Source organism: Glutamicibacter sp. PAEs-4 (genome assembly GCF_051161755.1).
GTDB classification, from domain to species: Bacteria; Actinomycetota; Actinomycetes; order Actinomycetales; family Micrococcaceae; genus Glutamicibacter; species Glutamicibacter nicotianae.
Genome location: NZ_CP195017.1, coordinates 228904 through 253974, shown reverse-complemented (window position 1 = coordinate 253974; position 25071 = coordinate 228904). Strand labels below are relative to the sequence as shown.

The 25071-nt window shown below is 64.5% G+C and carries 22 protein-coding genes; 14 read left to right on the top strand and 8 right to left on the bottom strand.

Annotation, left to right across the window (positions count from 1 at the left end; genetic code table 11):
* Positions 1-95: 95 nt before the first annotated feature.
* Both ACR9WD_RS01270 and ACR9WD_RS01265 read left to right on the top strand, forming a co-directional pair.
* Entirely contained in the window at positions 96-1469 is a 1374-nt protein-coding gene (locus ACR9WD_RS01270; RefSeq protein ID WP_434922530.1) for an O-acetylhomoserine aminocarboxypropyltransferase/cysteine synthase family protein, read from the top strand.
* A complete protein-coding gene (locus ACR9WD_RS01265) occupies positions 1469-1963 on the top strand; it encodes a CoA-binding protein (protein WP_254590962.1) in 495 nt (164 codons plus the stop codon). Before ACR9WD_RS01270 ends, ACR9WD_RS01265 begins: the two co-directional genes overlap by 1 nt.
* An 83-nt stretch (positions 1964-2046) precedes the next feature.
* Here the strand turns inward: ACR9WD_RS01265 and ACR9WD_RS01260 are convergent, their stop codons facing one another.
* Complete coding sequence (locus tag ACR9WD_RS01260; RefSeq protein ID WP_434922529.1) at positions 2047-2352, bottom strand: XRE family transcriptional regulator; 306 nt, start codon at positions 2350-2352, stop codon at positions 2047-2049.
* Positions 2353-2954: 602 nt separating this feature from the next.
* Here ACR9WD_RS01260 and ACR9WD_RS01255 point away from each other — a divergent pair.
* From ACR9WD_RS01255 to ACR9WD_RS01225, 7 genes are all read left to right on the top strand, one after another.
* Positions 2955-3731: a DeoR/GlpR family DNA-binding transcription regulator gene (locus ACR9WD_RS01255; protein WP_254590964.1), complete on the top strand. Its 777-nt coding sequence runs from the start codon at positions 2955-2957 to the stop codon at positions 3729-3731.
* Positions 3728-4708, top strand: coding sequence for a 1-phosphofructokinase family hexose kinase (locus ACR9WD_RS01250; RefSeq protein ID WP_434922528.1), 981 nt, complete (start codon positions 3728-3730; stop codon positions 4706-4708). The genes ACR9WD_RS01255 and ACR9WD_RS01250 overlap by 4 nt, the downstream gene beginning before the upstream one ends.
* Positions 4705-6753, top strand: a complete 2049-nt coding sequence (locus ACR9WD_RS01245; protein WP_254590966.1) for a PTS fructose transporter subunit IIABC — start codon at positions 4705-4707, stop codon at positions 6751-6753. The genes ACR9WD_RS01250 and ACR9WD_RS01245 overlap by 4 nt, the downstream gene beginning before the upstream one ends.
* On the top strand, positions 6750-8432 hold the full coding sequence (gene ptsP, locus ACR9WD_RS01240; RefSeq protein ID WP_434922527.1) for a phosphoenolpyruvate--protein phosphotransferase: 1683 nt from the start codon (positions 6750-6752) through the stop codon (positions 8430-8432). The genes ACR9WD_RS01245 and ptsP overlap by 4 nt, the downstream gene beginning before the upstream one ends.
* Positions 8433-8484: 52 nt before the next feature.
* Positions 8485-8763 (top strand): HPr family phosphocarrier protein, encoded by a 279-nt coding sequence (locus ACR9WD_RS01235; RefSeq protein ID WP_022875374.1) that lies wholly within the window; start codon positions 8485-8487, stop codon positions 8761-8763.
* Between the two features lie 128 nt (positions 8764-8891).
* Positions 8892-10196: an MFS transporter gene (locus ACR9WD_RS01230; RefSeq protein WP_434922526.1), complete on the top strand. Its 1305-nt coding sequence runs from the start codon at positions 8892-8894 to the stop codon at positions 10194-10196.
* Between the two features lie 103 nt (positions 10197-10299).
* The gene (locus ACR9WD_RS01225; protein WP_434922525.1) at positions 10300-11055 is read left to right on the top strand and encodes a polysaccharide deacetylase family protein; all 756 of its coding nucleotides are present in this window, start codon (positions 10300-10302) and stop codon (positions 11053-11055) included.
* A 21-nt stretch (positions 11056-11076) separates the two neighbouring features.
* Here the strand turns inward: ACR9WD_RS01225 and ACR9WD_RS01220 are convergent, their stop codons facing one another.
* The 3 genes from ACR9WD_RS01220 to ACR9WD_RS01210 all read right to left on the bottom strand — a co-directional run bounded on the left by ACR9WD_RS01220 (position 11077) and on the right by ACR9WD_RS01210 (position 13955).
* A complete protein-coding gene (locus ACR9WD_RS01220; RefSeq protein ID WP_038991977.1) occupies positions 11077-11508 on the bottom strand; it encodes an SRPBCC family protein in 432 nt (143 codons plus the stop codon).
* Positions 11509-11650: 142 nt separating this feature from the next.
* Positions 11651-12025, bottom strand: a complete 375-nt coding sequence (locus ACR9WD_RS01215) for a hypothetical protein (RefSeq protein WP_254590971.1) — start codon at positions 12023-12025, stop codon at positions 11651-11653.
* A 274-nt stretch (positions 12026-12299) separates the two neighbouring features.
* Positions 12300-13955, bottom strand: a complete 1656-nt coding sequence (locus ACR9WD_RS01210) for a thiamine pyrophosphate-dependent enzyme (protein WP_073707319.1) — start codon at positions 13953-13955, stop codon at positions 12300-12302.
* Between the two features lie 367 nt (positions 13956-14322).
* Between ACR9WD_RS01210 and ACR9WD_RS01205 the strand changes: the two genes are divergently transcribed.
* The gene (locus ACR9WD_RS01205) at positions 14323-15837 is read left to right on the top strand and encodes a sodium:solute symporter (RefSeq protein WP_434922524.1); all 1515 of its coding nucleotides are present in this window, start codon (positions 14323-14325) and stop codon (positions 15835-15837) included.
* Positions 15838-15949: 112 nt separating this feature from the next.
* Here the strand turns inward: ACR9WD_RS01205 and ACR9WD_RS01200 are convergent, their stop codons facing one another.
* Positions 15950-17239, bottom strand: coding sequence for an adenylosuccinate synthase (locus ACR9WD_RS01200; protein WP_038991981.1), 1290 nt, complete (start codon positions 17237-17239; stop codon positions 15950-15952).
* A 263-nt stretch (positions 17240-17502) separates the two neighbouring features.
* Between ACR9WD_RS01200 and ACR9WD_RS01195 the strand changes: the two genes are divergently transcribed.
* Entirely contained in the window at positions 17503-18300 is a 798-nt protein-coding gene (locus tag ACR9WD_RS01195) for a MerR family transcriptional regulator (protein ID WP_434922523.1), read from the top strand.
* Here ACR9WD_RS01195 and ACR9WD_RS01190 read toward each other — a convergent pair.
* Positions 18297-19532, bottom strand: coding sequence for an ROK family transcriptional regulator (locus ACR9WD_RS01190; RefSeq protein ID WP_038991984.1), 1236 nt, complete (start codon positions 19530-19532; stop codon positions 18297-18299). The two genes, ACR9WD_RS01195 and ACR9WD_RS01190, sit on opposite strands and share 4 nt — an antisense overlap.
* A gap of 130 nt (positions 19533-19662) precedes the next feature.
* Here ACR9WD_RS01190 and xylA point away from each other — a divergent pair, with 130 nt between their 5' ends.
* Genes xylA through ACR9WD_RS01175 form a run of 3 tightly spaced genes read left to right on the top strand, consistent with a single transcriptional unit; the run spans position 19663 to position 22913 of the window.
* Positions 19663-20850, top strand: coding sequence for a xylose isomerase (xylA, locus tag ACR9WD_RS01185; protein ID WP_434922522.1), 1188 nt, complete (start codon positions 19663-19665; stop codon positions 20848-20850).
* Positions 20851-20891: 41 nt separating this feature from the next.
* On the top strand, positions 20892-22346 hold the full coding sequence (xylB, locus tag ACR9WD_RS01180) for a xylulokinase (protein ID WP_434922521.1): 1455 nt from the start codon (positions 20892-20894) through the stop codon (positions 22344-22346).
* Positions 22347-22379: 33 nt separating this feature from the next.
* Entirely contained in the window at positions 22380-22913 is a 534-nt protein-coding gene (locus ACR9WD_RS01175) for a TetR/AcrR family transcriptional regulator (RefSeq protein WP_038991987.1), read from the top strand.
* 9 nt (positions 22914-22922) lie between these two features.
* Here ACR9WD_RS01175 and ACR9WD_RS01170 read toward each other — a convergent pair whose 3' ends face one another.
* Positions 22923-23546 carry a thymidine kinase gene (locus ACR9WD_RS01170; protein ID WP_073707490.1) on the bottom strand — a complete coding sequence of 208 codons (624 nt, stop codon included), beginning with the start codon at positions 23544-23546 and terminating at the stop codon, positions 22923-22925.
* 105 nt (positions 23547-23651) lie between these two features.
* On the bottom strand, positions 23652-25034 hold the full coding sequence (locus ACR9WD_RS01165; RefSeq protein WP_434922520.1) for an amino acid permease: 1383 nt from the start codon (positions 25032-25034) through the stop codon (positions 23652-23654).
* Positions 25035-25071 lie beyond the last annotated feature (37 nt).

The following is a 25071-nucleotide window of genomic DNA, read 5'->3' as shown; positions in this document are numbered from 1 at the left end:
GCAGGAAGCGACATTGATTCCGGGATTCCTGCCTCGATCGCGGCCCGCCCTGCGGTGCACGTGAAACCCCCGTCGACAAGGAGTCGTAAGCCACCATGGCAGATCACAAGTTTGGATTCCGCACCCGCGCCCTGCATGCCGGCGGCACCCCCGATGCCGAGCATGGCTCACGCGCAGTACCTATCTACCAGACCACCTCGTTCGTGTTCAAGGACGCTGACGATGCGGCCAACCTCTTTGCCCTGCAGAAGTACGGCAACATCTACTCACGCATCGGCAACCCGACCGTGGCGGCCTTCGAAGAGCGCATGGCTTCGCTGGAAGGCGGCATCGGCGCGGTAGCCACCGGCTCGGGCATGTCCGCCGAATTCGTCACCTTCGCCGCGCTGGCCCAGGCCGGCGACCACATTGTGGCCTCCTCGAAGCTCTACGGCGGCACCATCACCCAGCTGGATGTCTCGCTGCGCCGCTTCGGCGTGAACACCACCTTCATCGACTCCAACGATCCAGCGGACTTCGAAGCCGCGATCCAGGAGAACACCAAGGCCGTCTACACCGAAGTGGTGGCCAACCCGTCCGGCGACATCGCCGATCTGAAGGGCCTGGCCGAGGTAGCGCACCGCCACAACATCCCGCTGGTCGTGGATTCCACGCTCACTCCCCCATACATCCTGCGCCCCATCGAGCACGGCGCGGACATCGTGATCCACTCGGCCACCAAGTTCATCGGCGGGCACGGCACCACCCTGGGCGGCGTGGTCATCGAGTCCGGCAAGTTCAACTGGGGCAACGGCAAGTTCCCCACCATGACCGAACCGGTAGCCAGCTACGGCAATGTCTCCTGGTGGGACAACTTCGGCGAGTACGGCTTCTTGACCAAGCTCCGCAGCGAACAGCTGCGCGACTTCGGACCATCCCTGCCGGCCCAGTCGGCGTTCCAGCTGCTGCAGGGCCTGGAGACCCTGCCGCAGCGCATGGACAACCACCTGTCCAACGCCAAACAGGTCGCCGCCTGGCTGGAATCCGATGAGCGCGTGACCTACGTGAACTATGCGGGACTGGATTCCCACCCGCAGCACGCACACGCGAAGGAACTGCTGCCGATGGGTGTAGGCTCGGTCTTCAGCTTCGGCGTGAAGGGCGGGCGCGAAGCCGGTGCCAAGTTCATCGAAGCCTTGCAGCTGGCCAGCCACCTGGCCAATATCGGTGATGCCCGCACCTTGGTGCTGCACCCAGCGTCCACCACACACCAGCAGCTGAGCGCTGACCAGCTGGTTGCCGCCGGCGTTCCAGAAGACCTGATCCGCCTGTCGGTGGGTCTGGAAGATGTCGAGGACATCCTTTGGGATCTGGATCAGGCATTAGCCGCTTCGCAGGAAGCTGCCGCCGGTTCCGCCGAAGAATTCGCGGCACCAACCTATGACGGTGCAGCTTGCGCCATTCCTGCAGCACCGAAGGGAGCTAACTAATGAGCACCACCGAACGCACCTGGGAAGGTCCGGGCGCAGCCGAGCGTCTGGGCATCCTGCGCGACACCAAGACCATTGCCATCGTGGGCGCATCGAACAAGCCCTCGCGTGCCAGCTACTTCGTCGCGACCTACCTGCTGTCCTCGTCCAAGTACAAGGTGTACTTCATCAACCCGGTACTCGATGAGATCTTGGGCCAGCCGGTCTACAAGTCGCTGGCCGACCTGCCGGAGACCCCGGATCTGGTGGAGGTCTTCCGCAAACATGATGACCTGCCCGGCGTGCTGGACGAGGCCCTGGCCGTGGGCGCGAAGACCCTGTGGCTGCAGCTGGGATCCTGGCACGAGGAAGTGGCCCGTCGTGCCGAGGCCGCGGGCATGAATGTAGTCATGGACCGCTGCGTGAAGATCGAGCACGCCCGCTTCCACGGCGGCCTGCGCCTTGCCGGCTTCAACACTGGCGTGATTTCCTCGAAGCGACAGGTCCTCGCCTAACCAGTCCTGATGATCTTATGCCGGTGCCGGGCAACCTATACGGTTGCCCGGCACCGGCATCGGTTCTCTTTTACAGTCCAGCTCTAGGCGATCCGATAAGTTTCATCGCCTAATTTCGCTTCCACGAGCAACGTCCCACCGAGCGCTTCAACGCACCTGCGCAAAGTATCAACTTTTGCCCGCTCAACCGCGCCGTGCTCGATGTTGGAGACTCGTTTCTGGCTGACGTCCAGGACCTTAGCCATCGCGGACTGCGTGAGTACCGATTTTTCACGCAACTCCCTGAGGCGATAGGCGCGGATTTCGGCGCGCAATTGATCCTCAAATATTGATGCGGACTGTTCGTTCACAGGCCTTTGCGCCAGTAGCTCTTCGAGATTCTTAGTCATTGCGTCCGCCTTTCCGTAGCTGTTCTAAACGAGCTTCGTACAAATAATCCGCGACAGGAATGTTTTCTCGGTACCAGTTCTCCCAGTGTCCGCGTTTATCACCAGCCACCAATAAGATGGCATGCCCAGCGGGCTCATCTGCGAATAAGATGCGTATCCTCCTGGGACCCGGGAGCCTCAGCGCAGAAATCACGTGAGCCTACGACTCGTCATCAAGCGGCATGAGCCAGCCTTCGACGATCTCGACATCAATCTCCCACATATCAAGATTTTGCTAACCATACATTCTAGAACTCAAGAGGTATACGTGGTCACTTGAAAGAAGATCGGATTGGTCGGCAAGAGTGAACCCGCGGCATCGGATCCCGAATGCCAGGACCTGCACAAACCGCGGACCCAGACTTGATGGATCAAAGTTTCCAGGCCGATTTTTGCGACCAACCGACACCTCACTCGGCAAAATGCCAACTATAACCACTTTCGAATGTCCGGTTCGTTAAATTTCCCTCACATTTCACTTGACGTTCCCACGCATTCGGGCATAAAGTCATGGAAACACAGATTCATGTGGTGCAGGTCATGAGGAATCCCGGAGGCAGGAAATGTTCGCCGAAGAACGACACCGGCTGATCGTCGAGCAGCTTGAATCGGACGGAAAAGTTTCCGTCGCGCAGCTCGCCGAACGCTTTGAAATCACCCGGGAAACGGTCCGCCGCGACCTCGCCCAACTCGAATCAGAGAATTTCTTGCGCCGAGTCCATGGCGGAGCGGTCACCACCACCGAGGCCAGCACCCGCGAGGAAAGCCACCTGGTGCGCACCGCAATCCACGCCGACGCGAAATCCCGCATCGCCCAGCGCGCCCTGAGCCTGCTGCCGGTCTCGGATGCCTCGGTCATCATCGATGCCGGCACCACCACCGAATTCCTCGCAGAACATATGCTGCGCACCAACGCCAACGCCGGTTTGGTCGTCATCACCCACGCCCTGCCTATCGCTTCGGTGCTGGTGCAGAGCCAGTCAGGCATCCTGGAGCTCATCGGCGGACGCGTGCGCGGACTGACCGGCGCGACCTCCGGAGCGCAGACCGTCGAGGAATACTCGCGGCACCGCGCGGACATCGCCTTCATCGGCACCAACGGCCTGCACGCAGGCTTCGGATTGAGCACCCCCGATCCGCTGGAAGCGGCCGTGAAGCGCGCACTGGTGACCAGCGCACGCCGCGTGGTCCTGTTGGCCGACAGCTCCAAGTTCGACCAGGAAACCCTGGTCTGCTTCGCCCGCCTGGATTCCGTTGACACGCTGGTCACCGATCAGCAGCCCGGCGAAGAACTCGCCGCCGCCTTGGAAGCCGCAGATGTAGAAGTGGTGATCGCATGATTGTGACCCTGACCGTCAACCCGGCACTGGATAAAACCATTGAACTGGGCGAACCGCTCTCCCACGGCGCAGTACAGCGCGCCACCGCCAGCCACGTGCAGGCCGCCGGCAAGGGCGTGAACGTTTCCCGCGCCATCGCCGCGGCCGGCGTCCCGACCCTGGCCGTACTGCCCGGCGCCAGCACCGACCCACTGATCACCGCGCTGTCCAGCGACAAGCTGGCGCACCGCACCCTGTCGATCACCGAACCGCTGCGCACCAACATCACGCTGACCGATCCCGATGGCACCACCACCAAGATCAACGAGCCTGGCCCGAGCCTTGATGCCGGCCAGCTGGCCGAGCTCAGCGCGCTGGTCGCCGGCGCGGCCGCCGAAGCCAACTGGCTGGTGCTGGCCGGGTCGCTGCCACCAGAGGTCCCCGCCGACTTCTACGCGCAGCTCACCGCAAAGCTTCGTGCCGAGCTGGGCGAGAAGTGCCCGAAGATCGCGGTGGACACCTCTGGCGCTCCGCTGGTCGAGCTCTTCGCCCACAGCGCGCAGCACATCCCGGATCTGATCAAGCCCAACGCCGAAGAACTGGCTGAACTGGTCGGCGGCTGCGACGAGGAAGCGCTGGAAGGCTCGGTAGAGCTGGCCACCGAATGCTCGCAAAAGCTTTTGGCCAAGGGCATCGGCGCAGTCCTGGCCACCCTGGGCGCCAAGGGCGCCCTGCTGGTCACCGAGGATGGCGTCTGGCACGGAACGCACACCCCGATCACCCCGCGCAGCACGGTGGGGGCCGGCGACTCGTCGCTGGCCGGCTACCTGCTGGCAGATGTTGCAGGGGCCAGCGCCCCTGAACGGCTGAAAAACGCCGTCGCCTACGGGGCTGCCGCCACGCAGCTGCCAGGCTCCACCATCCCGACCCAATCCGATCTCACCGTTGACGCCGTCACCGTCCACGAACTTACTCCAAAGCAAGGAACCGAGTCATGAGTGAACTAATCACCGCAGAGCTCGTGCTGCTCGATGCCGATCTGGGCAACAGCACGAGTGAAGTCATCGAAAAGCTGGCCTCGCTGGTTGCTGAACAGGGCCGTGCCACCGATGCCGGTGCCCTGGCTGCCGACGGCAAGGCCCGCGAAGCCAAGACCGCCACGGGCGTTCCCGGCGGCATTGCCATCCCGCATTGCCGTTCGGCCGCGGTGACCGAGCCGACCCTGGCCATGGCCCGCCTGAACCCGAAGGTCGACTTCGGCGCCAAGGACGGCGAAGCCGACCTGGTCTTCTTCATCGCCGCCCCGGATGGCGCCGACCAGGCCCACCTGAAGCTGCTCTCCAAGCTCGCCCGCGCGCTGGTCAAGAAGTCCTTCACCGGCTCGCTGCGCGAAGCGCAAAGCGAAGCTCAGATCGTGGAACTGGTACGCGAAGTTGTTGCCGACAAGCCGGCCTCCGCCCCTGTAGCCGCGGCCGCTCCAGCCGCTTCCGAGGCCCCGGCAGCCACTGCGGGACCTAAGAAGAAGTCGATCGTCGCGGTGACCGCATGCCCTACCGGCATCGCCCACACCTACATGGCCGCCGACTCGCTGGCCCAGACCGCCGAGGAAATGGGCGTGGACTTCGCCGTGGAAACCCAGGGCTCCTCGGGTTCCACCCCGCTGGACCCGGCAGTGGTCGAAGCTGCCGACGCAGTGATCTTCGCGGTGGACGTAGACGTGCGTGACCGTGGCCGCTTCGCCGGCAAGCCGGTCATCCAGGTTCCGGTCAAGCGCGGCATCGATGAGCCGGAAAAGCTGATCAACGACGCCATCGCCGCCTCCGAGGATCCGCAGGCACGCCGCGTTCCCGCCGGGACCACCGCAACGGCCGAGGAGAAGAACGGCTCCGAGTCCTTCGGCGCGGGCCTGAAGCGCGCTCTGCTCACCGGTGTCTCCTACATGATTCCTTTTGTTGCCGGTGGCGGCCTGCTCATCGCGCTGGGCTTCCTGCTCGGCGGCTACTCGATCACTGATGTGGCCGATGACGTGCTGGGATCCAACACCCTGTTCAACCTGCCCGGTGCCGACGTCATGTCGCAGCTTGAGACCCCATTCGGACCACTGGGAGCCTACCTCGGCGCGGTGGCGTTCAAGATCGGTGGCCTGTCCATGGGCTTCCTGGTTCCGGCGCTGGGCGGCTACATCGCCTACGCCTACGCCGACCGCCCGGGCATCGCGCCGGGCTTCACCGCAGGCGCGGTGGCCGGCTTCATGGGGGCCGGGTTCATCGGCGGCATTGTCGGCGGCTTGATCGCCGGCCTAGCCTGCCGCTGGATCAACTCGTGGAATGTTCCACGCTGGATGCGCGGGCTGATGCCCGTGGTCATCGTGCCGCTGCTGGGCTCGATCATCGCCTCGGGCTTGATGTTCCTGTTCCTCGGTGGTCCTATCGCCAAGCTGACCGAAGCCTTGAACGGCTGGCTTTCGGGCATGTCCGGCACCGCCGCAGCCGTGCTCGGCCTGGTGCTCGGACTGATGATGGCCATCGACCTCGGGGGACCGGTGAACAAGGTGGCGTACTCCTTCGCCGTGGCCGGACTGGGTACCGCATCGCTGGCCGATAACCCCGCCCCGATGATGATCATGGCTGCCGTCATGGCCGCCGGCATGGTTCCGCCACTGGCTCTGGCCCTAGCCACCACCGTCGCTTCCAAGCTGTTCACCGAAGCCGAACGCGAAAACGGCAAGGCCGCCTGGCTGCTGGGTGCCGCATTCATCTCGGAAGGCGCCATTCCATTCGCCGCAGCCGACCCGCTGCGCGTGATCCCGGCCTCGATGATCGGTGCCGGTGTTACCGGCTCGCTGATCATGAGCTTCGATGTGGTCAGCCAGGCCCCGCACGGCGGCATCTTCGTCTTCTTCGCCATGAACAACACCTGGCCGCTGTTCCTGCTGGCCACCTTGATTGGTACGGTTATCTCAGCAGCAGCAGTTATCGTTCTGAAGAAGTATGTACGCAAGGCTCCTGCGGGAGCCGCTGAACCGGCAAAGGTCGCAGCATGAGCAAGCAGTTCACCGGAGTAGGCGTGAGCGCCGGACGCGTCATCGGGTACGTGCGCCGCATGCCTGAGCCAATCGTTGCACCGGCAGATGGCGCGCCGCTGCCAGCGGGCGTAAGCCCGGAGGAAGAAACCCAGCGCCTGGCCGAGGCCTCCAAGGCCGTGGCCGCTGGGCTCAAGGAGCGCGCAGCGCTGGCCACCGGAGATGCGCAGGCCGTGCTGAAGGCCACCGCATTGATGGCCAGCGACCGTTCGCTGATCAAGTCCGCCACCAAGCTGGTAGCCGGCGGCACCTGCGCCGAATCGGCGATCTGGGAGGCCGCTGACGCGGTCGCTACCCAGCTCACCGCGCTGGGCGGCTACATGGCTGAACGCGCCGGCGACGTGCTGGACGTGCGCGCCCGCATCGTGGCAGAACTGCGCGGGGTCCCTGCCCCGGGCATCCCGGATTCGGATGAGCCATTCATCCTGGCCGCCGTGGATCTGGCGCCAGCGGACACCGCGACCCTGGACCCAGCCAAGGTGCTGGCCCTGGTCACCTCCGATGGCGGACCGCAGTCGCACACCGCGATCATCGCCCGCTCGCTGGGGCTGCCAGCCATTGTTGCCGCTCCGGAAACCACCGAGCTGGCCGATGGGGACTACGTCTTTGTCGACGGCATCGACGGACAGGTCATCACCGACCCCACCGAAGCCGAAGAGCACCTGGCCTCCACCTACGCCAACCGCGAGGTCCTGCCGGACTTCTCCGGCACCGGCGAGCTGGCCGATGGCTACCGCGTTCCGCTGCTCTCCAATGTGGGCAGCGGCGAGGACGCCCAGCTGGCAGCTGAAGCCGGCGCCGAAGGCGTGGGCCTGCTGCGCACCGAGTTCTGCTTCCTGGGCAAGGAAAAAGAGCCGACCCATGAGGAGCAGGTTGCTGCGTACGGCGCCGTTTTTGCCGCCTTCCCGGGCAAGAAGGTTGTTGTTCGCACCCTGGATGCCGGCGCGGATAAGCCGTTGCCATTCTTGACCGACTCCAGCGAGCCGAACCCGGCACTGGGTGTTCGCGGCTACCGCACCGACCTGACCAGCCCGGGTGTGCTGGAACGCCAGCTCAAGGCCATCGCCCAGGCGACCAGCGAGCACGAGGCAGATGTCTGGGTCATGGCCCCGATGATCTCCACCCCGGCCGAGGCACAGGATTTCGCCGAGATGGCCAAGGCTGCTGGCCTGGCTACCGCCGGAACCATGATCGAAGTGCCTTCAGCCGCCGTCCTGGCTGGCCAGATCCTGCAGCGCTGCGACTTCGTCTCCATTGGCACCAATGATCTGACCCAGTACACCATGGCTGCGGATCGCCAGCTGGGCACCTTGGCCGAGCTCAACGACCCATGGCAGCCAGCTGTGCTACACATGGTCGCTGCCACTACCGCAGGCGCCCAGAGCGCCGATGGCAAGCCGGTAGGCGTTTGCGGCGAGGCCGCAGCCGACCCTGCGCTGGCCGTGGTCCTGGTGGGCTTGGGTGTCACCACCTTGTCAATGAACAAGCGCGCGCTGGCTCCGGTCTCCGCAGTGCTTCGCACCGTGGACTTCGCCAAGGCCCAGCGCCTGGCCAAGCTGGCACTGGATGCTCCGTCTGCCGAGCTGGCCCGCAGCGCTGTTCGCGCCGAGCTGAGCGAACTGGACCGCTTCGGCCTGTAGGCCACTAGAATTTATCTTCAACGACCGTTCACAAGATCCTGAAGGAGCCATCATGGCAGAACGTAAAGCAATTATCGGCAGCCGCGTCGGCCTGCACGCCCGCCCGGCAGCAATCTTCGCCGAAGCAGCAGCAGAGCTTCCGGTAGAGGTCACCATCGCTCTGGAAGGCGAGCCAGCAGACGAGGCAATGGACGCTTCGAGCATCCTCTCGCTGATGGGCCTGGGCGCTGAGCACGGCACCACCGTGGTCCTGCGTGCCGAGGGCGAAGGCGCAGAAGCTGCCCTTGACCAGCTGGTCACCATCTTGGAGACCGACCACGACGCCGAGTAGTTTCCAGCGGTTTCCCGGGGATCATGCGCCGCCGCATGGTCCCCGGCTTCTTTAAAGCCCCCTCACTGATTGACAGAACTCAATCACTGGATGGATGATAGTTCCTACGCACTACCGCAGGAGCTTTCATGAGCGCGCTCAAAACCTCTGCGCTGCGCCTCATCAAGCCGTTCGCCTACCGCGACTACGCCCTGCTGGCCAGCGCACTCGTCTTCTCCACCTTTGCCGCCGGCATGTGGGCCGTGGCAATGGTCTACCAGGTGCGCCGCTTGGGCGGCGGACCGATGGAGCTGTCAGCGGTGGCCACCGCCAGCGCCGCCGGGCTGCTCTGCTTCGTGCTGCTCGGCGGGATCATGGCGGACCGCCATTCCTGCCGGCGGATCGTGATGCTGGTCGAGGCGCTGTCGCTGGCGGTGATGGGCGTCACCGCGCTGCTGGCCATCACCGAGGTCCTGCAGCTGTGGCACCTGATCCTCGCCGGCTTCTGCACCGGGGCAGGTTCGGCCTTCTTCTACCCGGCCTACTCCGCACTGCTGCCCAAGATGCTGCCCGCCGAGCAGCTGCTGGCCGCCAACGGGCTGGAGGGAACCGCCCGTCCAGTGGTGCACACCGCCCTGGGACCGATGGCCGCAGGCTTCGTGGTGGCCGCGCTGTCGCCGGCGCATGCCATCGTCGGCATCGCGGTGGTCCACCTGGCGGCGCTGCTGATGCTGCGCCGGATCCCCAACCGCCAGGCATACAACGCGCCGGGGCCAGTTGACGGCCAGGGGCAGCCCGGGATGCTGCGCCAGCTGCGCGAGGGCATCGGCTACACGGTGCGCACCCGCTGGCTGCTGTGGACGCTGCTGTTCTCGGTCATTTCCGTGTTCACCTTCATCGGCCCCTTCGAGGTGCTGCTCCCGTTCATCGTCAGCGGCAACCTGCACGGGGATGCGCAGCTGTTCAGCTTCGCCCTGGCCTTCTTCGGCCTCGGTTCGGCAATCGGCTCGCTGCTGGTTGCCTCCGCGAAATTCCCGCGGCGCTACCTGAGCCTGATGACCGCTTGCTGGTGCCTGGGCACCCTGCCCCTGGCTTTGGTGGGCTATGTCGATGAAGCCTGGATGCTGTTCGCGATCCTGCTGGCCTTCGGCATCACCGACGCCGTGGGCATGGTCATCTGGGGCACCCTGCTCCAGCGCCGGGTGCCAGGCCATCTGCTCGGACGGATCTCCAGCCTGGATTTCTTCGTCTCGCTGGCGCTGATGCCGCTGTCCATGGCGGCCGCCGGGCCCTTGACCCAGGTGCTCAGCCTGCAGGCGATTTTCATCATCGCCGGCCTCGCCTCGCCATTGTTCGGAATCATCGCCTGGTGGGCAGGGAAATTTGCCCACGACGAGATCGCGCATCCGCTCTCGGCCCCAGTCCCGGCCGCGCTGGACGGCGAGCGCGGCTGAGAAGCTCCGGCCAGCTGGCGTTAGGCGAGCACGGATCGAATTCCCAGCGGCTTTGGGCGTGTAGGTCCCGGGCATCGCTGCGGGATGGCGAGATGGTGGAAGGATGATTTCCCGTTTGCCCGGCGTGGCGCGCCGGTCCCTGCTGCTGCCGCTGTCACTGGCCTGCCTGGTTTCATGTTCCCCGGTATCTGCACCTGCGCCCGATGCGCAACCGACCGCCTCTGCCACCAGCGAGCAGGTGGACTGCACCATGGCCCGCTGCGTGGCGCTGACCTTCGATGACGGTCCCGGCCAATACACCGGACGGCTGCTCGACGAACTGGAGGCGGCGGATGCGCCAGCGACCTTCTTCCTCGTCGGGAAGAACATCGCCAAGTACCCCGAGACGGTCAAGCGCATGGCTGCCGAAGGCCACCAGCTGGGCAGCCACACCTGGGACCATGCGGATCTCACGTCGCTGACCCGGGAGCAGATCGAGCATGAGCTGGGGTGGACCAGCGATGCGGTAGAAAAGGCTGCCGGGAAGAAGCCGACCGTCTTCCGGCCTCCCTATGGGAGCCACGGCGCCGTTTATGATCGACTGGTCCCCTACCCGTTGGTGCTATGGGATGTGGACACCCTGGATTGGAAGCACCATGATCCGAAGAAGACCGTGCGCATCGCCATGGACGAAGTCCAGCCGGGATCGATCATCCTGATGCATGACATCCATGAGAGCTCAATCAAGGCCGTGCCGGATCTGGTGAAGAAATTGAAGGCCGCTGGCTACACCCCGGTCACCGTGGACCAGCTCTTCAATGGCCAGCTGGAGAACTCGAAGGCCTACGCCTCGGCGCCGGCTCCCGGCTCTGCCAAATAGCTGCCCGCCAACGGCTGCCGCTCAGGGAGCCTGCTCTGCGTAGAGCCGCAGCTGGTCCAGCTTGTCGCCTTCGCTTTCACGGATATTCGCCGCCAGCTCCTCGCACTGCTCCACTGTCAGGTCCGGATTGATGATCGCCACCTGCAGCACTACCTCGGTGTGCCCCGCGTCATCCTTCAGGTCGTAGCGGTAGGAGAGCCCATCGGGATTTTCCGAGGTATGCAGGATCAGCAGGCGGTTCTCGATAAGGTCATGGACGCGATACACGCGTTCATGCCCGGCCACGCGGTACACGAGGTTGGTGCCGACCTTGAGTTCCGGGTCGTCCGAATGCATGGAACCGATGCCATGGATCCACAAGGGTGTTGCTGCCCAATCGGTAAGCAGCTCCCAGACACGGTGCACCGGCAGGTGGATGACCACGGTGCTCTCGAAGACGCTGAACTGGCTCATATGCGAATAGTGCCACCCTCGGCGGCCAAATGGAATAGTTCCATGGCTGTTGCCATGCGATCCATTTCCCGCTATCCAACGGCAAAGGCCGGCACCCAGCGAGCATGGTGCTGCTGGGTGCCGGCCTTAGCCGGGGGAAGACTTACCAGTCTTCGTCGCCGTCGTCATCGGCCTCGGAGATGCCCAGTTCGGGCTCGTTCTCGAGGTCGAAGTTGTACCAGGCCTCGGTGAAGTCGGCCATGGCGTCCAATGCGTCCTGCGCGTCGGAATCCAGCACCTCCATCGCCTCAGGGCTGTTGAGCACTGCGGTCACTGCGAGGAATGGGTGATTGTCAAAGTAATCGGTGGGGGTGGCTTCCCCGTTGAACGTCAGGTTCTCGCTCTGCGCGAAGAGTTCGACGTACTGGGCCACTGCCTCGGGCAGACGGGTCAGGTTAATGCCAGTCAGGGACTCATTGTAGATTTCAGCAGTCGCGTCGGCCCACTGCTCAATGAGCTCTTCGCTCATCTGTGCCATCAGATTATCCACCTCGTGGTCGGGGTTCTAGTGCTCACGGGATTCGGTAGCAATTCATCTTATTTCCTCAGCGGGCGCGTGCCAAGACAGAACGGCCCGCGCGGTTGTGATCTTCTACGCGCTACGGCGGTGGCCCGAAGCTGGCCGCTGGACAGTACCAGGTTCGGGCCTGCCTCGGCTTCCTGGTTAAAAGCGTCCAGCGGGCATCGTCCAAAACGATACCCGCTGGAATTGCGCATCGCAGACCAGACGGTTTGCTGAAGAGAGCAAGCGCCTAGTAGGCCTTGACGCCCTGCTCCACCACCAAGTGGATCAACGCGAACTGCTTATTCTCGTCGATAGCCCGCAGCGCACTTGCCAGTGCCGCCGGAACATCTGCATCATCCTCGACGCGGACGCCGAAGCCGCCGAAGGACTGCGCCATCAACGCGAAGTCGGGATTCAGCAACTGGGTTCCGGAGACACGTTCCGGGTACTGGCGTTCCTGGTGGGTGCGGATGGTTCCGTACTGCTGGTTGTCCATGATGATCACCAGCGGGGTGGCGCCGTACTGGGCGGCAGTTGCCAGCTCCTGGCCGTTCATCAAGAACTCGCCGTCACCGGCGATGCTCACCACGCGGCGGCCCGGGTAATTCAGCGATGCGGCGACGGCCGAAGGGATCGAGTAGCCCATGGAACCGTTGCGTGCCGAGAGCATGGAAGCGTAACCGTTGGTCGGGAAGTAGCGGTGGGCCCAGTTGGTGTGCTCGCCGGCGCCGAAGGTCACCATGGCATCTTCCGGAAGGGATTCGACCAGATTGGCCATCATGGTGGCCATCTTTGCCTGGCCTTCGGATGGCTGTGCCGGTGGAAGCTCGGCGAACTTCTCCTGCTCGCCACGCATCCGCGAGGTCCATTCCTTCCAGGATTCCTTGACCGGCAGATCCATCAGCAGCAGGTCGCGGACAAAGACATCAGGCTTGGCGACAATCTGGTGCGATACCGGGCCGGAACGCCCGCGCAGCGACGGGTCGATGGTGACGAGGAAGTTCTTCTTGTCCCAGTTCTGGCGGACGTTGAAGCCGTCGGTGATGACATCGCCTGGAACCGTGCCGACGAAGATCAGCAGGTCAGTTTCCTCCAGCAGATCATAGGTCGGCTTGGGGCGGCCGTAGCCGATCGGTCCGACATAGGATGGCGAGCTGAAAGGCACGGTGCCCTCGCAACGCCATTCGGCAGCGGCCGGCAGGTCGTGCTCCTCGAGCCAGCGGGTGAAGTCCGCGGCACCCTCGTGGGACCAGTCGTTGCCACCGAAGATGAACAGCGGCTTGTCTGCTTCCTGCAGGGCGGAGTTCAGCGCCTTCCAGTCGGTTACGGTCATGCCGCCGGTGGCCACCGGGATTTCCGGGTGGATTTCGGCAGAAATTTCGTTGCGGATGATGTCTTCCGGCAGGCCGACAACCACCGGGCCCGGGCGTCCGGACATCGCGGCGAACATTGCCTCGGCGACGACTTCGCTGGCGCGATCGGCGTGGTCCAGAATCATGACGCGCTTGGCGCCGGTGCCGAACCATGCCTTCGGATCGAATTCCTGAAAGGCTTCCTTTTCACGGTGCTCGAACGGGATCAATCCCACGAACAGCACCAGCGGGGTCGAGTCCTGCCATGCGGTATGCAGGCCGACGTGGGCATTGGCGGCTCCGGGTCCGCGGGTCACCATGGCAACGCCGGGACGCTGGTGCATCTTGCCTTCGGCTTCGGCCATGTAGGTGGCTCCGCCTTCGTGGCGGCAGACCACGGTTTCGATTGGCGAGTTATGCAGCCCGTCCAGGACATCCAGGTAGCTTTCACCCGGTACTACGTAGGCTCGTTCCACGCCGTGCGCGGCAAGCGTGTCGACAATGACGTGTCCGGCCGACTTCTTCGTCAGGCCCTGACCTTTTTCACTCATCTTCTAGGCGTCTTTCTGGTTTCGGGAAATCATCTGACGCAACGGCGGGGAAACGGCCCTGCTGGCCAACGATGCAACGCTGCGTCAACCTGAAACAGTACTAAACAAGCTGCGACTGCACACATTGCCGATCGAATGCTACGCATATGTGACACGATGCCGTACGTGAAGCATATTTCGACGCAAAATGTCTAGAAAGTTTCACTGGATGGAACAGTTTGATTCATCACATCACAGCCGGCGCGAGCCGTGTGGCAGGCAATAATTGCCAATTTCATTGATCGGCGACTTAAGCGCGAGTAGCCTATGGTGCAACAAAAGTTTACTTACAGTAAGCGCTGCATGCGCCCGGACATCGAGGTTCTCCATGGAATTCATCAACGGCGCGATTGTCGCCGCCTACCTGGCCGCAATGCTGGCCTTTGGCTGGTGGGGCAAGTCCCGCACCAAGAACAGCAGCGACTACCTGGTGGCCGGCCGCCGCCTCGGCCCGTTCCTCTATACCGGAACCATGGCCGCAGTGGTGCTTGGCGGCGCCTCCACCGTGGGCGGCGTGGGCCTGGGCTACAAGTGGGGCATTTCCGGCATGTGGCTCGTGGTCGCCATCGGCGCCGGCGTGATCCTGCTGTCGCTGGCGTTCGCCCCGACGCTGCAGAAGCTCAAGGTCTTCACCGTTTCGCAAATGCTCTCCCTGCGCTATGGAAGCCAGACAGCTACAAACACCTCCGGCATCGTCATGCTGGCTTATACGCTGATGCTCTGCGCCACCTCCACCAGCGCCTACGCCACCATCTTCGTGGTGCTCTTCGGCTGGGAGAAATGGCTGGCCATCGCCATCGGCGGCGCCATCGTGGTCGTCTACTCGACCATCGGCGGCATGTGGTCCATTACCCTGGCCGACCAGGTTCAGTTCATCATCAAGACCATCGGCATCTTCGCCCTGATGCTGCCATTCTCCATGCATGCCGCCGGCGGCCTGGACGGCATCCGCGAACGCATCGGTGCAGAATTCTTCGACATCACCGGCATCGGCGTGCAGTCCATCATCACCTACTTCGTGGTCTACACCCTGGGCCTGCTGATCGGCCAGGACATCTGGCAGCGCGTGTTCACCGCGAAGACCCCGAAGGTCGCCCGCTGGGGCGGTACCACCGCCGGGATCTACTGCATCGTCTATGGCATCGCCGGCGCGCTCATCGGCATGGCGGCCAAGGTCGCCCTGCCGGATATCGTCGGGGCGGCAGACAACAAGGACGTGGTCTACGCCGAGGTCGCCACCCAGCTGCTGCCGGTAGCCGTGGGCGGATTGGTCATGGCCGCCGCCGTGGCCGCGATGATGTCCACCGCGTCGGGCGCGCTGATTGCAGCGGCTACCGTGGCCCGTACCGACGTGACCCCATTCGTGGCCAGCTGGTTCGGCAAGGATATCCAGGTGAACACCGATCTGAACCCGGAGCACGACGTGCGGGCGAACCGCATTTGGGTGCTGGTCCTCGGCATCGTCACGGTGACCCTGGCGATCCTCGTCGACGACGTAGTCGCCGCGCTGACCATCGCCTACGACATCCTGGTCGGCGGCCTGCTGGTGGCCATCATCGGCGGCCTGCTGTGGAAGCGCGGCAACGGCGCGGGCGCAACTGCGTCCATGGCCGTGGGCACCGTGGTCACGCTGGGCACCATGATCATCTTGGAGATCCAAGCTGAGAACAAGTTCGATGGCGTCTACGCCAACGAACCGATCTACTACGGCCTGATCGCCTCCGCGGCGACCTTTGCCGTGGTCTCCGCTGTCACCAAGGCCACCGATTCCAAGGTGCTCACCCAGTGGAACTTGCGGGTCTCGGGCAAATCCAGGGAAGAAGGCGTCAGCGTCGAACCGTAGCCGCTCCGCTGGCGGAAGGTTCTCCTCTGGGCACCGGTACTCCGCTTATGACAGGTATGAGGAAACCCCCAGCAGGATGCTCCTACTGGGGGTTTCCGCGTAACTGTCGGAACTAGTCGTTGATCAGATCGTGGCGCACGATGGTCTGGTCGCGGTCAGGACCCACGCCAATGGCGGAGATCCGGGTGCCGCTGATCTTCTCCAGGGCCAGGATGTAGTTGCGGGCGTTCTCCGGCAGGTCTTCCAGTGTCTTGGCCCCGGAGATGTCCTCGGTCCAGCCCGGGAAGTACTCGAAGATCGGCTTCGCATGGTGGAACTCGGTCTGGGTCATCGGCATCTCGTCGTGGCGCACGCCATCCACGTCGTAGGCCACACAGACCGGGATCTGCTCGATGTTGGTGAGCACGTCCAGCTTGGTCACGAAATAGTCGGTGAAGCCGTTCACGCGCGAAGCGTGGCGGGCCAGCACCGCGTCGTACCAGCCGCAGCGGCGCGGGCGGCCGGTGTTCACGCCGTACTCGCCGCCGGTCTTCTGCAGGTAGATGCCCATGTCGTCGAACAGCTCGGTGGGGAACGGACCGGCACCCACGCGGGTGGTGTAGGCCTTGATGATGCCGATCGAACGGGTGATGCGGGTCGGGCCGATGCCCGAACCCACCGAAGCGCCGCCGGCGGTCGGGTTGGAAGAGGTCACGAACGGGTAGGTGCCGTGGTCCACGTCCAGGAAGGTGGCCTGGCCGCCTTCCATCAGCACGACCTTGTCCTCGTCCAGCGCCTTGTTCAGCTCGTAGGTGGAGTCGATGACCAGCGGGCGCAGGCGCTCGGCGTAGGACAGGAAGTACGAGACGATTTCCTCGACCTCGACGCTGCGGCGGTTGTAGATCTTGACCAGCAGCTCGTTCTTCTGGCGCAGCGCGCCTTCGACCTTCTGGCGCAGGATCGATTCGTCGAAGACGTCCTGCACGCGGATGCCCAGGCGTCCGACCTTGTCCATGTAGGCGGGACCGATGCCGCGGCCGGTGGTGCCGATGGCCCGCTTGCCCAGGAAGCGTTCGGTGACCTTGTCCATGGTCTGGTGGTAAGGGGCGACCAGGTGGGCGTTGGCCGAAACGCGCAGCTTGGAGGTATCGGCACCGCGGGACTCCAGGCCATCGATCTCTTCGAAGAGGGCCTCAAGGTTCACCACGCAGCCATTGCCGATAATCGGAGTGGCGTTCGGCGAAAGGATGCCGGCTGGAAGGAGCTTGAGCTCGTACTTCTCGCCGCCTACGACCACTGTGTGCCCGGCGTTGTTGCCGCCGTTTGGCTTCACTACGTAGTCGACCTTGCCACCGAGCAGGTCGGTAGCCTTTCCTTTGCCTTCATCGCCCCATTGGGCTCCGACGATCACGATTGCTGGCATGGGATCCTCCCCCTTGCTTTAAGCAGCGGTTGCGGCGTGCTTAGCGCCGTCCCGGCACGGTGCCGGGCAAAAAATATGCCCCTGTCCTGCTCACTGAAACCCGGAGGTCCGTTGCAAGAGTTAGGGGCTCTTACGACCAAAGTTTACCGAAACGATTAGCGAATCTCGAGCTGTAGGTCACGGAGCCGGGGTTATTCGTGGATATCCGCGGCTTTTTCAAGCAAACTTGACCCTGACACTGTGTGAGGGCGGAGAACTGAAGCATGTTATCCATCGGCGCGTTTGCGCAAATCGGCCAGGTGACCCACCGCATGCTGCGGCACTGGGATACCGCCGGGGTGCTCAAACCCGCCCACGTGGACCCGTTCACCGGCTACCGTTCCTACGACCCCTCCCAGCTTCAGCGCTTGCACCAGATCGTTGCGCTGCGCGAACTGGGATTCGGGCTGGAGGAGGTGTCCTCGATCCTTGATCGGGGAGCCACCGCGGAAGAGATTGCTGGGCACCTGCGGCACCGTGCTGCGCAGGTCGAGGCCGAACACCGGCTCGCCACGCAGCGGTTGCAGGATGTGCAACGGCGCCTGCGCTTGATCTCGAAGGAGAAACTCATGTCACGCATTGAAATCATCCATAAGCCGCTGCCTGCGGTACGCTTGGCCGCCGGCCGCTTCACGGTGGCCGAGCAACCCCAGATCGCCGGGCTGATCGGTGGAGTGTTCGACCGTGTCGCCCAGGCGCTGTCTGGGCAGAGCCTGGCGACGCCAATTGCGCAGTACACCGGCAGCGAGTCCGGAATGGAAGTCATTGCCGGGTACGCCAGCACGGCTGACGCCGTCGACGGCGCCGAAATCATCGAGCTGCCCGCGGTTCCCGAGGCCATCTGCGGAATGCATCTGGGGGCCATGGACAGCATCCACGAAAGCTGGCAGGCGGTGCATGACGAGGTGCTGGCCCGCGGGCTGGTGCCCTCCGGGCCGTGCCGCGAAGTGTATCTGCGGGCCGCGTCGGAAGACCAGGCCGATTGGGTGACCGAGCTGCAGCAGCCGGTCAGCGCACCCTAGGCCACCAGCTGGTGCGGGGCTTCGAGCAGGTCCCCGACCACGCTTCGCGCCGCGCCGGCCAAGGCGCCGGCCTGCCCCAGCGGCGAGCACGCCAGCTTGGCTTCGCTGGCGATGCCCGGCGCGTGGGCCTGCAATGCCTCATGGACCGCCGGCAGCAGCCACCGTTCCAGGGCGGCGAAATGCCCGCCGAACACCACGGTGGAGATATTGAACAGGCGCAGCGTGGAGGCCAGGGCGATGCCCACCGCGGTTCCGGCTTCGGCCACCGCGCGCAGCGCTTTTTCTTCTCCCCCCTCCAGGGCCCGGTAGAAATTGCCGATGCGCTGCTGGCGCGAGAGGCCGTGCGCGGAATCGGCCGATTCGGCGGCCGCCAGGATTGCTTCCTGGCCGGCCACGGTTTCCAGGCAGCCCTGTCCGCCGCAGCTGCAGGGATTGCCTCCCGGCTGGATCACCACGTGGCCCAGTTCGCCCGCGTGGCCCTGCGGGCCGGTGAAGAGTTGCGCGTCGATGACCACGCCGCCGCCGATGCCCACTTCGCCGGAAACGAACAGGAAGTCCCGCTGGCCCGGCTCCATCAGCTGCAGCTGCGCCAGCGCGGAGGCATTGGCCTCATTGAACAGGCGGACGCGGGTCTTCGGCTCGGCCAGCAGCTTCGCGGCATCCAGCACCTGGTCCGCCCAGCCCAGGTTCGGGGCCTGGAGCACCATGAATTTTTCCTCGTCCACCAGGCCCGGCACGGCGAGCGCCCCGCCCAGGATTTCAAGTCCCTGGGCCGTGGCTGCCTGCTGCATCTCGGCACTCAGCTCGCCGAGGGCAGCCATGACCCGCTCGGTGGTGGCTGTGCCGTTGGCGCGGGCGACGATCCGGTGATCCAGCAATTTCCCGGACAGGTCGACCAACCCGGCGGAGATGTAGTCGACATTGATTTCCATGCCGATCACGCAGCGTGCCGGGTTCAGCACCAGCCCCACCGAGGGCCTGCCGCGTTCACCGTCGCGGTGCACCCCGATTTCGATGACCAGGCCGGTTTCCAGCAGATCCGCAACCAGGCTGGATACCGAGGCCTTGGTGAGCTTGCTGCGGGCCGCGATATCGGCGCGGGACAGGCGCTGGCCGCTGGCGGCCCCGGCAATCACCGCAAGCACCCTGGCCAGGTTCGCCTTGCGGACATCCCCCACGCTGCCCGGCGCCGTGGACGGCGCAGGCTGGGTTTTGGCTGTTGTCGTGCGCATGCCTGCTCCTGGGAAATTGGCGACCGGACTGATGTTCTTCGCTATTGACTCTAGCGCATGGCCACCCATATAGTTCAGAACATAAACTAAATGGTGGAAACCACCACACCCCGATCCAAGGATGCATCCCATGACCCTTCAGCCAACCGCCGCCGACCGCTTCACTTTTGGATTGTGGACCGTGAGCTGGTCCGGCGTCGACCCCTTCGGCGTCGCCACCCGCGAGAACCTGGACCCGGTGGAAGCTGTGCACAAGCTGGCCGAGCTCGGCGCCTACGGCATCACCTTCCACGACAACGACCTGGTTCCCTTCGACGCCACCGAGGCGGAACGTGAACAGATCCTGGCAGGCTTCCGCACGGCGCTGGAGGAAACCGGGTTGAAGGTCCCGATGGTGACCACCAACCTGTTCAGCCACCCGGTCTTCAAGGACGGCGGCTTCACCTCCAATGACCGTTCGATCCGCCGCTTCGCGCTGGCCAAGGTGCTGCACAATATCGATCTGGCTGCCGAAATGGGCGCCGAAACCTTCGTCATGTGGGGCGGGCGCGAAGGCAGCGAATACGATGGCTCCAAGGATTTGGCCGCGGCGCTGGACCGCATGCGCGAAGGCGTGGACACCGCTGCCGGCTACATCAAGGAAAAAGGCTACAACCTGCGCATCGCGCTGGAGCCGAAGCCCAATGAGCCGCGCGGCGACATCTTCCTGCCCACCGTCGGCCACGGCCTGGCCTTCATCGGGCAGCTGGAACACGGCGACATTGTCGGGCTGAACCCGGAAACCGGACATGAGCAGATGGCCGGCCTGAACTTCACCCACGGCATCGCCCAGGCACTATGGGCCGGCAAGCTGTTCCACATCGACCTCAACGGCCAGCGCGGCATCAAGTACGACCAGGACCTGGTCTTCGGCCACGGCGACCTGGCCAGCGCCTTCTTCACCGTGGACCTGCTGGAAAACGGCTTCCCGAACGGCGGGCCTACGTACGATGGCCCGCGCCACTTCGACTACAAGCCATCGCGCACCGACGGCTACGACGGTGTGTGGGACTCGGCCCAGGCCAACATGTCCATGTACCTGATGCTCAAGGAACGCGCCACCGCATTCCGCGCAGACCCCGAGGTACAGGAGGCCATGGAGCTCTCGGGCGTGTTCGAGCTGGGCGAAAGCACCCTGGGCGCCGGCGAGAGTGCGCAGCAGCTGATGGCCGATGCGGCGAGCTTCGCCGACTTCGACGCCAACGCCGCCGCGCAGCGCAATTTCGCGTTCGTCCGCCTGAACCAGCTGGCCATCGAGCACCTGCTCAACGCCCGCTGAACCTACAGCACCCGCCCACCGCAGAAAGCAGCCTAAGAACAATGACGCTCGTTGCCGGCATAGACTCCTCCACCCAGTCATGCAAGGTCCTCATCCGCGACGCCGCAACTGGCGCCCTGGTCCGCTCCGGCCGTGCCGCGCACCCCGAGGGCAGCGAAGTGGACCCCGAAGCCTGGTACAGCGCATTGCAGGAAGCGATCGCCCAGGCCGGGGGCCTGGATGACGTGGATGCCATCTCGGTGGGCGGGCAGCAGCATGGCATGGTGGTTCTCGACGCCAGCGGGGCGGTGATCCGCCCGGCACTGCTGTGGAACGACACGCGCAGCGCGCAGGCGGCCAGCCAGATCATCGCCGAGGCAGGCCAGGGCGATGCCGCGGTGGGCGCCAGGTACTGGGCGCAGCGCACCGGCACCGTCCCGGTCTCCTCGATCACGCTGGCCAAGCTGCGCTGGCTGAAGGACCATGAGCCGCAGAACGCGGCCAAGGTCGCGGCCGTCTGTCTGCCGCACGATTGGCTGTCCTGGCGGCTGGCCGGCTACGGCCCCGGCTCCGGGGCCACCGGACTGGCGGCCCTGCGCACCGACCGCTCGGATGCCTCGGGCACCGGCTACTACCGCGCCACCGAAAACGCCTATGACTTCGAGGCGCTCGCGCAGCACCTGGGCCATGTCCCGCTGCTGCCGCAGGTTGCAGGACCGCTGGAATCCATCGGCCGCACCGCTTCCGGGGCACTCATCGGCCCCGGTGCCGGCGATAACGCCGCGGCCGGCTTGGGCGTAGGCGCGCAGGTGGGCGACGTCGTCATGTCCCTGGGCACCTCCGGCACCGTCTTCGCAGTTGCCGGTTCCCCCTCGGCAGATGCCTCCGGCCTGGTGGCAGGATTCGCCGACGCCACCGGCAACTACCTGCCATTGGTATGCACCCTGAATGCCACCCGCATCTTCGACGCCACCGCCAACCTGCTGCAGGTCAGCCTCAAGGAATTCAACGACCTGGCACTGTCCGCCGCCCCGGGCTGCGACGGCCTGGTGCTGCTGCCCTACTTCGACGGCGAGCGCACCCCGAACCTGCCAGAGGCCACCGGCTCGCTGCATGGCATCACCCGAGCCAACTACACCGCCGCGAATCTGGCCCGCAGCGCCGTGGAAGCGGTGGTTTGCTCGCTAGCCGACGGCCTGCGCGCACTGGAAGCCCAAGGGGTTGAAGCGCAGCGCATCATCCTTGTCGGGGGTGGTGCGCAGTCCCGCGCGGTCCAGCAAATCGCCGCCCAGATCCTCGGCTTGCCGATCCTGCTCCCGGCGCCGGGTGAATACGTCGCCGATGGGGCGGCCCGCCAGGCGGCCGGCGTACTGGCCGGGGAATTCCCCAATTGGGCCCAGGGCACTGCCCAAGTCCCGGCAATGGAACCGGCCCCGCAGATACTGGAACGCTATCGCGCACTGGCTTCCAGCCAGTTCCGCAACGATTTCCTTGCCCGCACGGAGCTTGGCGCCTGAGCGCGCACCGGCGGTGCGACTAGACTTGTCACCATGGCATTGACTCAGTTAACGGTCGTGGACACCGCGGTTGGCATCCTGCAGCAGTTCGGGCTGGCTGACTTGTCCATGCGCCGATTGGCCAAGGAACTCGATGTCCAGGTCGGCGCCCTGTACTGGCATGTGAAGAACAAGCAGGAGCTGCTGGCGCAGGTTGCCGCCCAGCTGCTGAACACCCCTGCGTTGTCGGTGGCTGCCGCCGACTATGCTTCCCCTGCCGAGGCAATCCTCCAGCTGGCGCGCAAGCTCTACCTCGCATTGCTGCCGATCCAGGACAGCCCCGAGGTCATTGAAGTCGCCACCGCCATGCAGGCCACCGAACTGCAACCGGTCCTGCAGCTTCGCGCCCTGCTGGAAGCGGCGGGCCTGGCTGCCGAGAACGCCCGCCATGGGCAGCAGCTGATCCTGAACCACGTGCTCGGCTCGGTGGCCTACCGGCAGAACCTCGTCCAGCTCGATGTCGACGCACCGCTGGCTGACGGCTTCGACTGGGGCCTGCAGCGGGCAGTTGCCGGCCTCATCGGCTAGCTCGCCAAGCTAGCCCAGGTTGCCGCCGGACGCTTCCAGATAGCAGGCGGCGCACAGCGACTCGTACCAGACCTCTTCGCCGTCGATCGCGACCTGGTCCCCGTCAAAGACAATCGTCTCCCCCGAGCGGCGGGTATTGAACATGGCCTTGCGCCCGCAACGGCAAATGGTCTTCAGCTCTTCAAGGGAGTGCGCCAGCTCCATCAAGCGCGCCGAGCCAGGGAAGGCACGGGTGCGGAAGTCGGTGCGGATCCCGTAGGCAAGCACCGGGACATCATCGAGCACGGCGATGCGCAACAGGTCATCGACCTGGGTGCGGGAAAGGAATTGCGCTTCATCCACCAGCAGGCAGGCCACCGGTGGCGCATCCACATGCGGCAGCAGAGCATCGGGGTCATCGCCCAGGCTGTGGGCCGCGAACTTCTCGCGCAGGTTCTCTTCCGGGCCCACGCTGAAGTCGACCTCGCGTTCGATGCCGAGCCGGGAAACGATGGAGCTCTCGCCCTTGGTATCGATCCCGGGCTTGGCCAGCAGGATGCGCTGGCCGCGTTCCTCGTAGTTGAAGGCGGCCTGCAGCAAGCTCGTGGATTTGCCCGAGTTCATCGCTCCGTAGCGGAAATACAGCTTGGCCACCATTGCTCCTCGATAGTTGCGGCACCTGCCAACTGGCACGCCCTTTAAGATCTTAGTGCCCGTGCCGCCGTTCTCCAGTGGAACAGCACGCGGCGGCCAGCTCCGCTACTTCGCCGCCGGCTGCTTCTTCCCGGCGAAGACCAGCTTGTAGAGCACCGACATCACGATCACGAAAGGCACGCCGAAGATCAGCGTGTACTTGAATTCCGGCACGAAGAACGAGGTCATCAGCAGGCCGCCCAGCAGCACAGCGCCGAGCATCGAGGCGGCCGGGTAGCCTGGCAGCTTGAATTCCAGGACGGACCGGTCCAGGCGCACCTGGCGGCGGAAGGACACATGGGTCAGCAGGATCATGAACCAGGTGGCCAATGCGCCGAAGGTGGCCAGCGACATCATGATGCCGAAGCCTCCCTCCGGGACCATCGCATACACCCCTGCCGCCACAGCGATGCCGCCGGCTGACATCCACACCGCGTGCACCGGTGCGCCCGCGCGGTTGGTCCGGTGCGCCAGGCGCGGTGCGTGGCCGGAATCAGCCAGCGAATGCAGCATCCGGGTGGCCGCGTAGAGCTGGGCGTTCATCGCCGAGAGCGCGGCGATGATGAGCACGAGGTTCAGCACCGAGTCGGCGAACGGGATGCCAATCTGCGACATCACGGTGACAAATGGCGAACCGCCGGCCAGCAATTCGCTGGTTGGGGCCACGGCGAGGATCAGGGACATGGTGAACACGTAGAAGAGCAGCAATCGCAGGAAGGAGACCTTGAAGGCCTTGCGCACCGCGAGCTTCGGGTTCTTCGCCTCGGCGGCGGCAATGGAGATCGCCTCGACGCCCATGTAGGAGAAGATCGCGACGATGACAGCGCTCCACATGCCGAACGGGCCGTTGGCGAAGAAGCCGCCCTCGGCCGAGTAGTTGTGGAACCCGAACTGGTCGCTGGGGTCGTGGAAGACCAGCCAGAGGGCGATGATGATGAACGCGATCACCGCGAAGACCTTGATCGCGGAGAACCAGTATTCGGTGGTTCCGAAGATCTTCACGCTGGAGAAGTTCACGCCCAATAGCGCGGCCGAGAAGACCAGGACCCACACCAGCCCGGGGATTGCGGGGAACCAGTACTGCATGTACTCGCCCACCGCGCTGACTTCGGTGCCCACCGCAAAGATCAGCGCTGACCAGTACAGGTACTTGGTCAGGTATCCGGCGAACCGTCCCAGGTAGCGTTCGGCATAGACGCCGAAGGAACCGGCCACCGGCTGCTTGACAGTCATTTCCGCCAAGGCGCCCATGACCAGCAGGGCGACGACGCCGCCAATGAGGTAGCTGATGATCACCGAAGGGCCGGCCATGGCGATGGCGAGCTTGCTGCCGGCGAACAGGCCGGTGCCGATGGCGCTGCCCAGCGCGATCATGGACATCTGCCCAGGAGTCAGCGACTTCTTCAACCCCGAACCGACTTCAGTGGCGCGTACCGGCTGCTTGCCCAACAATGCTCCCTTAGACCTATGCGAACAGCACGGCATC

Bases quoted from the DNA above. Each gene is read 5' to 3' on its own strand.
- ACR9WD_RS01270 (WP_434922530.1), top strand. From the start codon at position 96: ATGGCAGATCACAAGTTTGGATTCCGCACCCGCGCCCTGCATGCCGGC.
- ACR9WD_RS01265 (WP_254590962.1), top strand. From the start codon at position 1,469: ATGAGCACCACCGAACGCACCTGGGAAGGTCCGGGCGCAGCCGAGCGT.
- ACR9WD_RS01260 (WP_434922529.1), bottom strand. From the start codon at position 2,352: ATGACTAAGAATCTCGAAGAGCTACTGGCGCAAAGGCCTGTGAACGAA.
- ACR9WD_RS01255 (WP_254590964.1), top strand. From the start codon at position 2,955: ATGTTCGCCGAAGAACGACACCGGCTGATCGTCGAGCAGCTTGAATCG.
- ACR9WD_RS01250 (WP_434922528.1), top strand. From the start codon at position 3,728: ATGATTGTGACCCTGACCGTCAACCCGGCACTGGATAAAACCATTGAA.
- ACR9WD_RS01245 (WP_254590966.1), top strand. From the start codon at position 4,705: ATGAGTGAACTAATCACCGCAGAGCTCGTGCTGCTCGATGCCGATCTG.
- ptsP (WP_434922527.1), top strand. From the start codon at position 6,750: ATGAGCAAGCAGTTCACCGGAGTAGGCGTGAGCGCCGGACGCGTCATC.
- ACR9WD_RS01235 (WP_022875374.1), top strand. From the start codon at position 8,485: ATGGCAGAACGTAAAGCAATTATCGGCAGCCGCGTCGGCCTGCACGCC.
- ACR9WD_RS01230 (WP_434922526.1), top strand. From the start codon at position 8,892: ATGAGCGCGCTCAAAACCTCTGCGCTGCGCCTCATCAAGCCGTTCGCC.
- ACR9WD_RS01225 (WP_434922525.1), top strand. From the start codon at position 10,300: ATGATTTCCCGTTTGCCCGGCGTGGCGCGCCGGTCCCTGCTGCTGCCG.
- ACR9WD_RS01220 (WP_038991977.1), bottom strand. From the start codon at position 11,508: ATGAGCCAGTTCAGCGTCTTCGAGAGCACCGTGGTCATCCACCTGCCG.
- ACR9WD_RS01215 (WP_254590971.1), bottom strand. From the start codon at position 12,025: ATGGCACAGATGAGCGAAGAGCTCATTGAGCAGTGGGCCGACGCGACT.
- ACR9WD_RS01210 (WP_073707319.1), bottom strand. From the start codon at position 13,955: ATGAGTGAAAAAGGTCAGGGCCTGACGAAGAAGTCGGCCGGACACGTC.
- ACR9WD_RS01205 (WP_434922524.1), top strand. From the start codon at position 14,323: ATGGAATTCATCAACGGCGCGATTGTCGCCGCCTACCTGGCCGCAATG.
- ACR9WD_RS01200 (WP_038991981.1), bottom strand. From the start codon at position 17,239: ATGCCAGCAATCGTGATCGTCGGAGCCCAATGGGGCGATGAAGGCAAA.
- ACR9WD_RS01195 (WP_434922523.1), top strand. From the start codon at position 17,503: ATGTTATCCATCGGCGCGTTTGCGCAAATCGGCCAGGTGACCCACCGC.
- ACR9WD_RS01190 (WP_038991984.1), bottom strand. From the start codon at position 19,532: ATGCGCACGACAACAGCCAAAACCCAGCCTGCGCCGTCCACGGCGCCG.
- xylA (WP_434922522.1), top strand. From the start codon at position 19,663: ATGACCCTTCAGCCAACCGCCGCCGACCGCTTCACTTTTGGATTGTGG.
- xylB (WP_434922521.1), top strand. From the start codon at position 20,892: ATGACGCTCGTTGCCGGCATAGACTCCTCCACCCAGTCATGCAAGGTC.
- ACR9WD_RS01175 (WP_038991987.1), top strand. From the start codon at position 22,380: ATGGCATTGACTCAGTTAACGGTCGTGGACACCGCGGTTGGCATCCTG.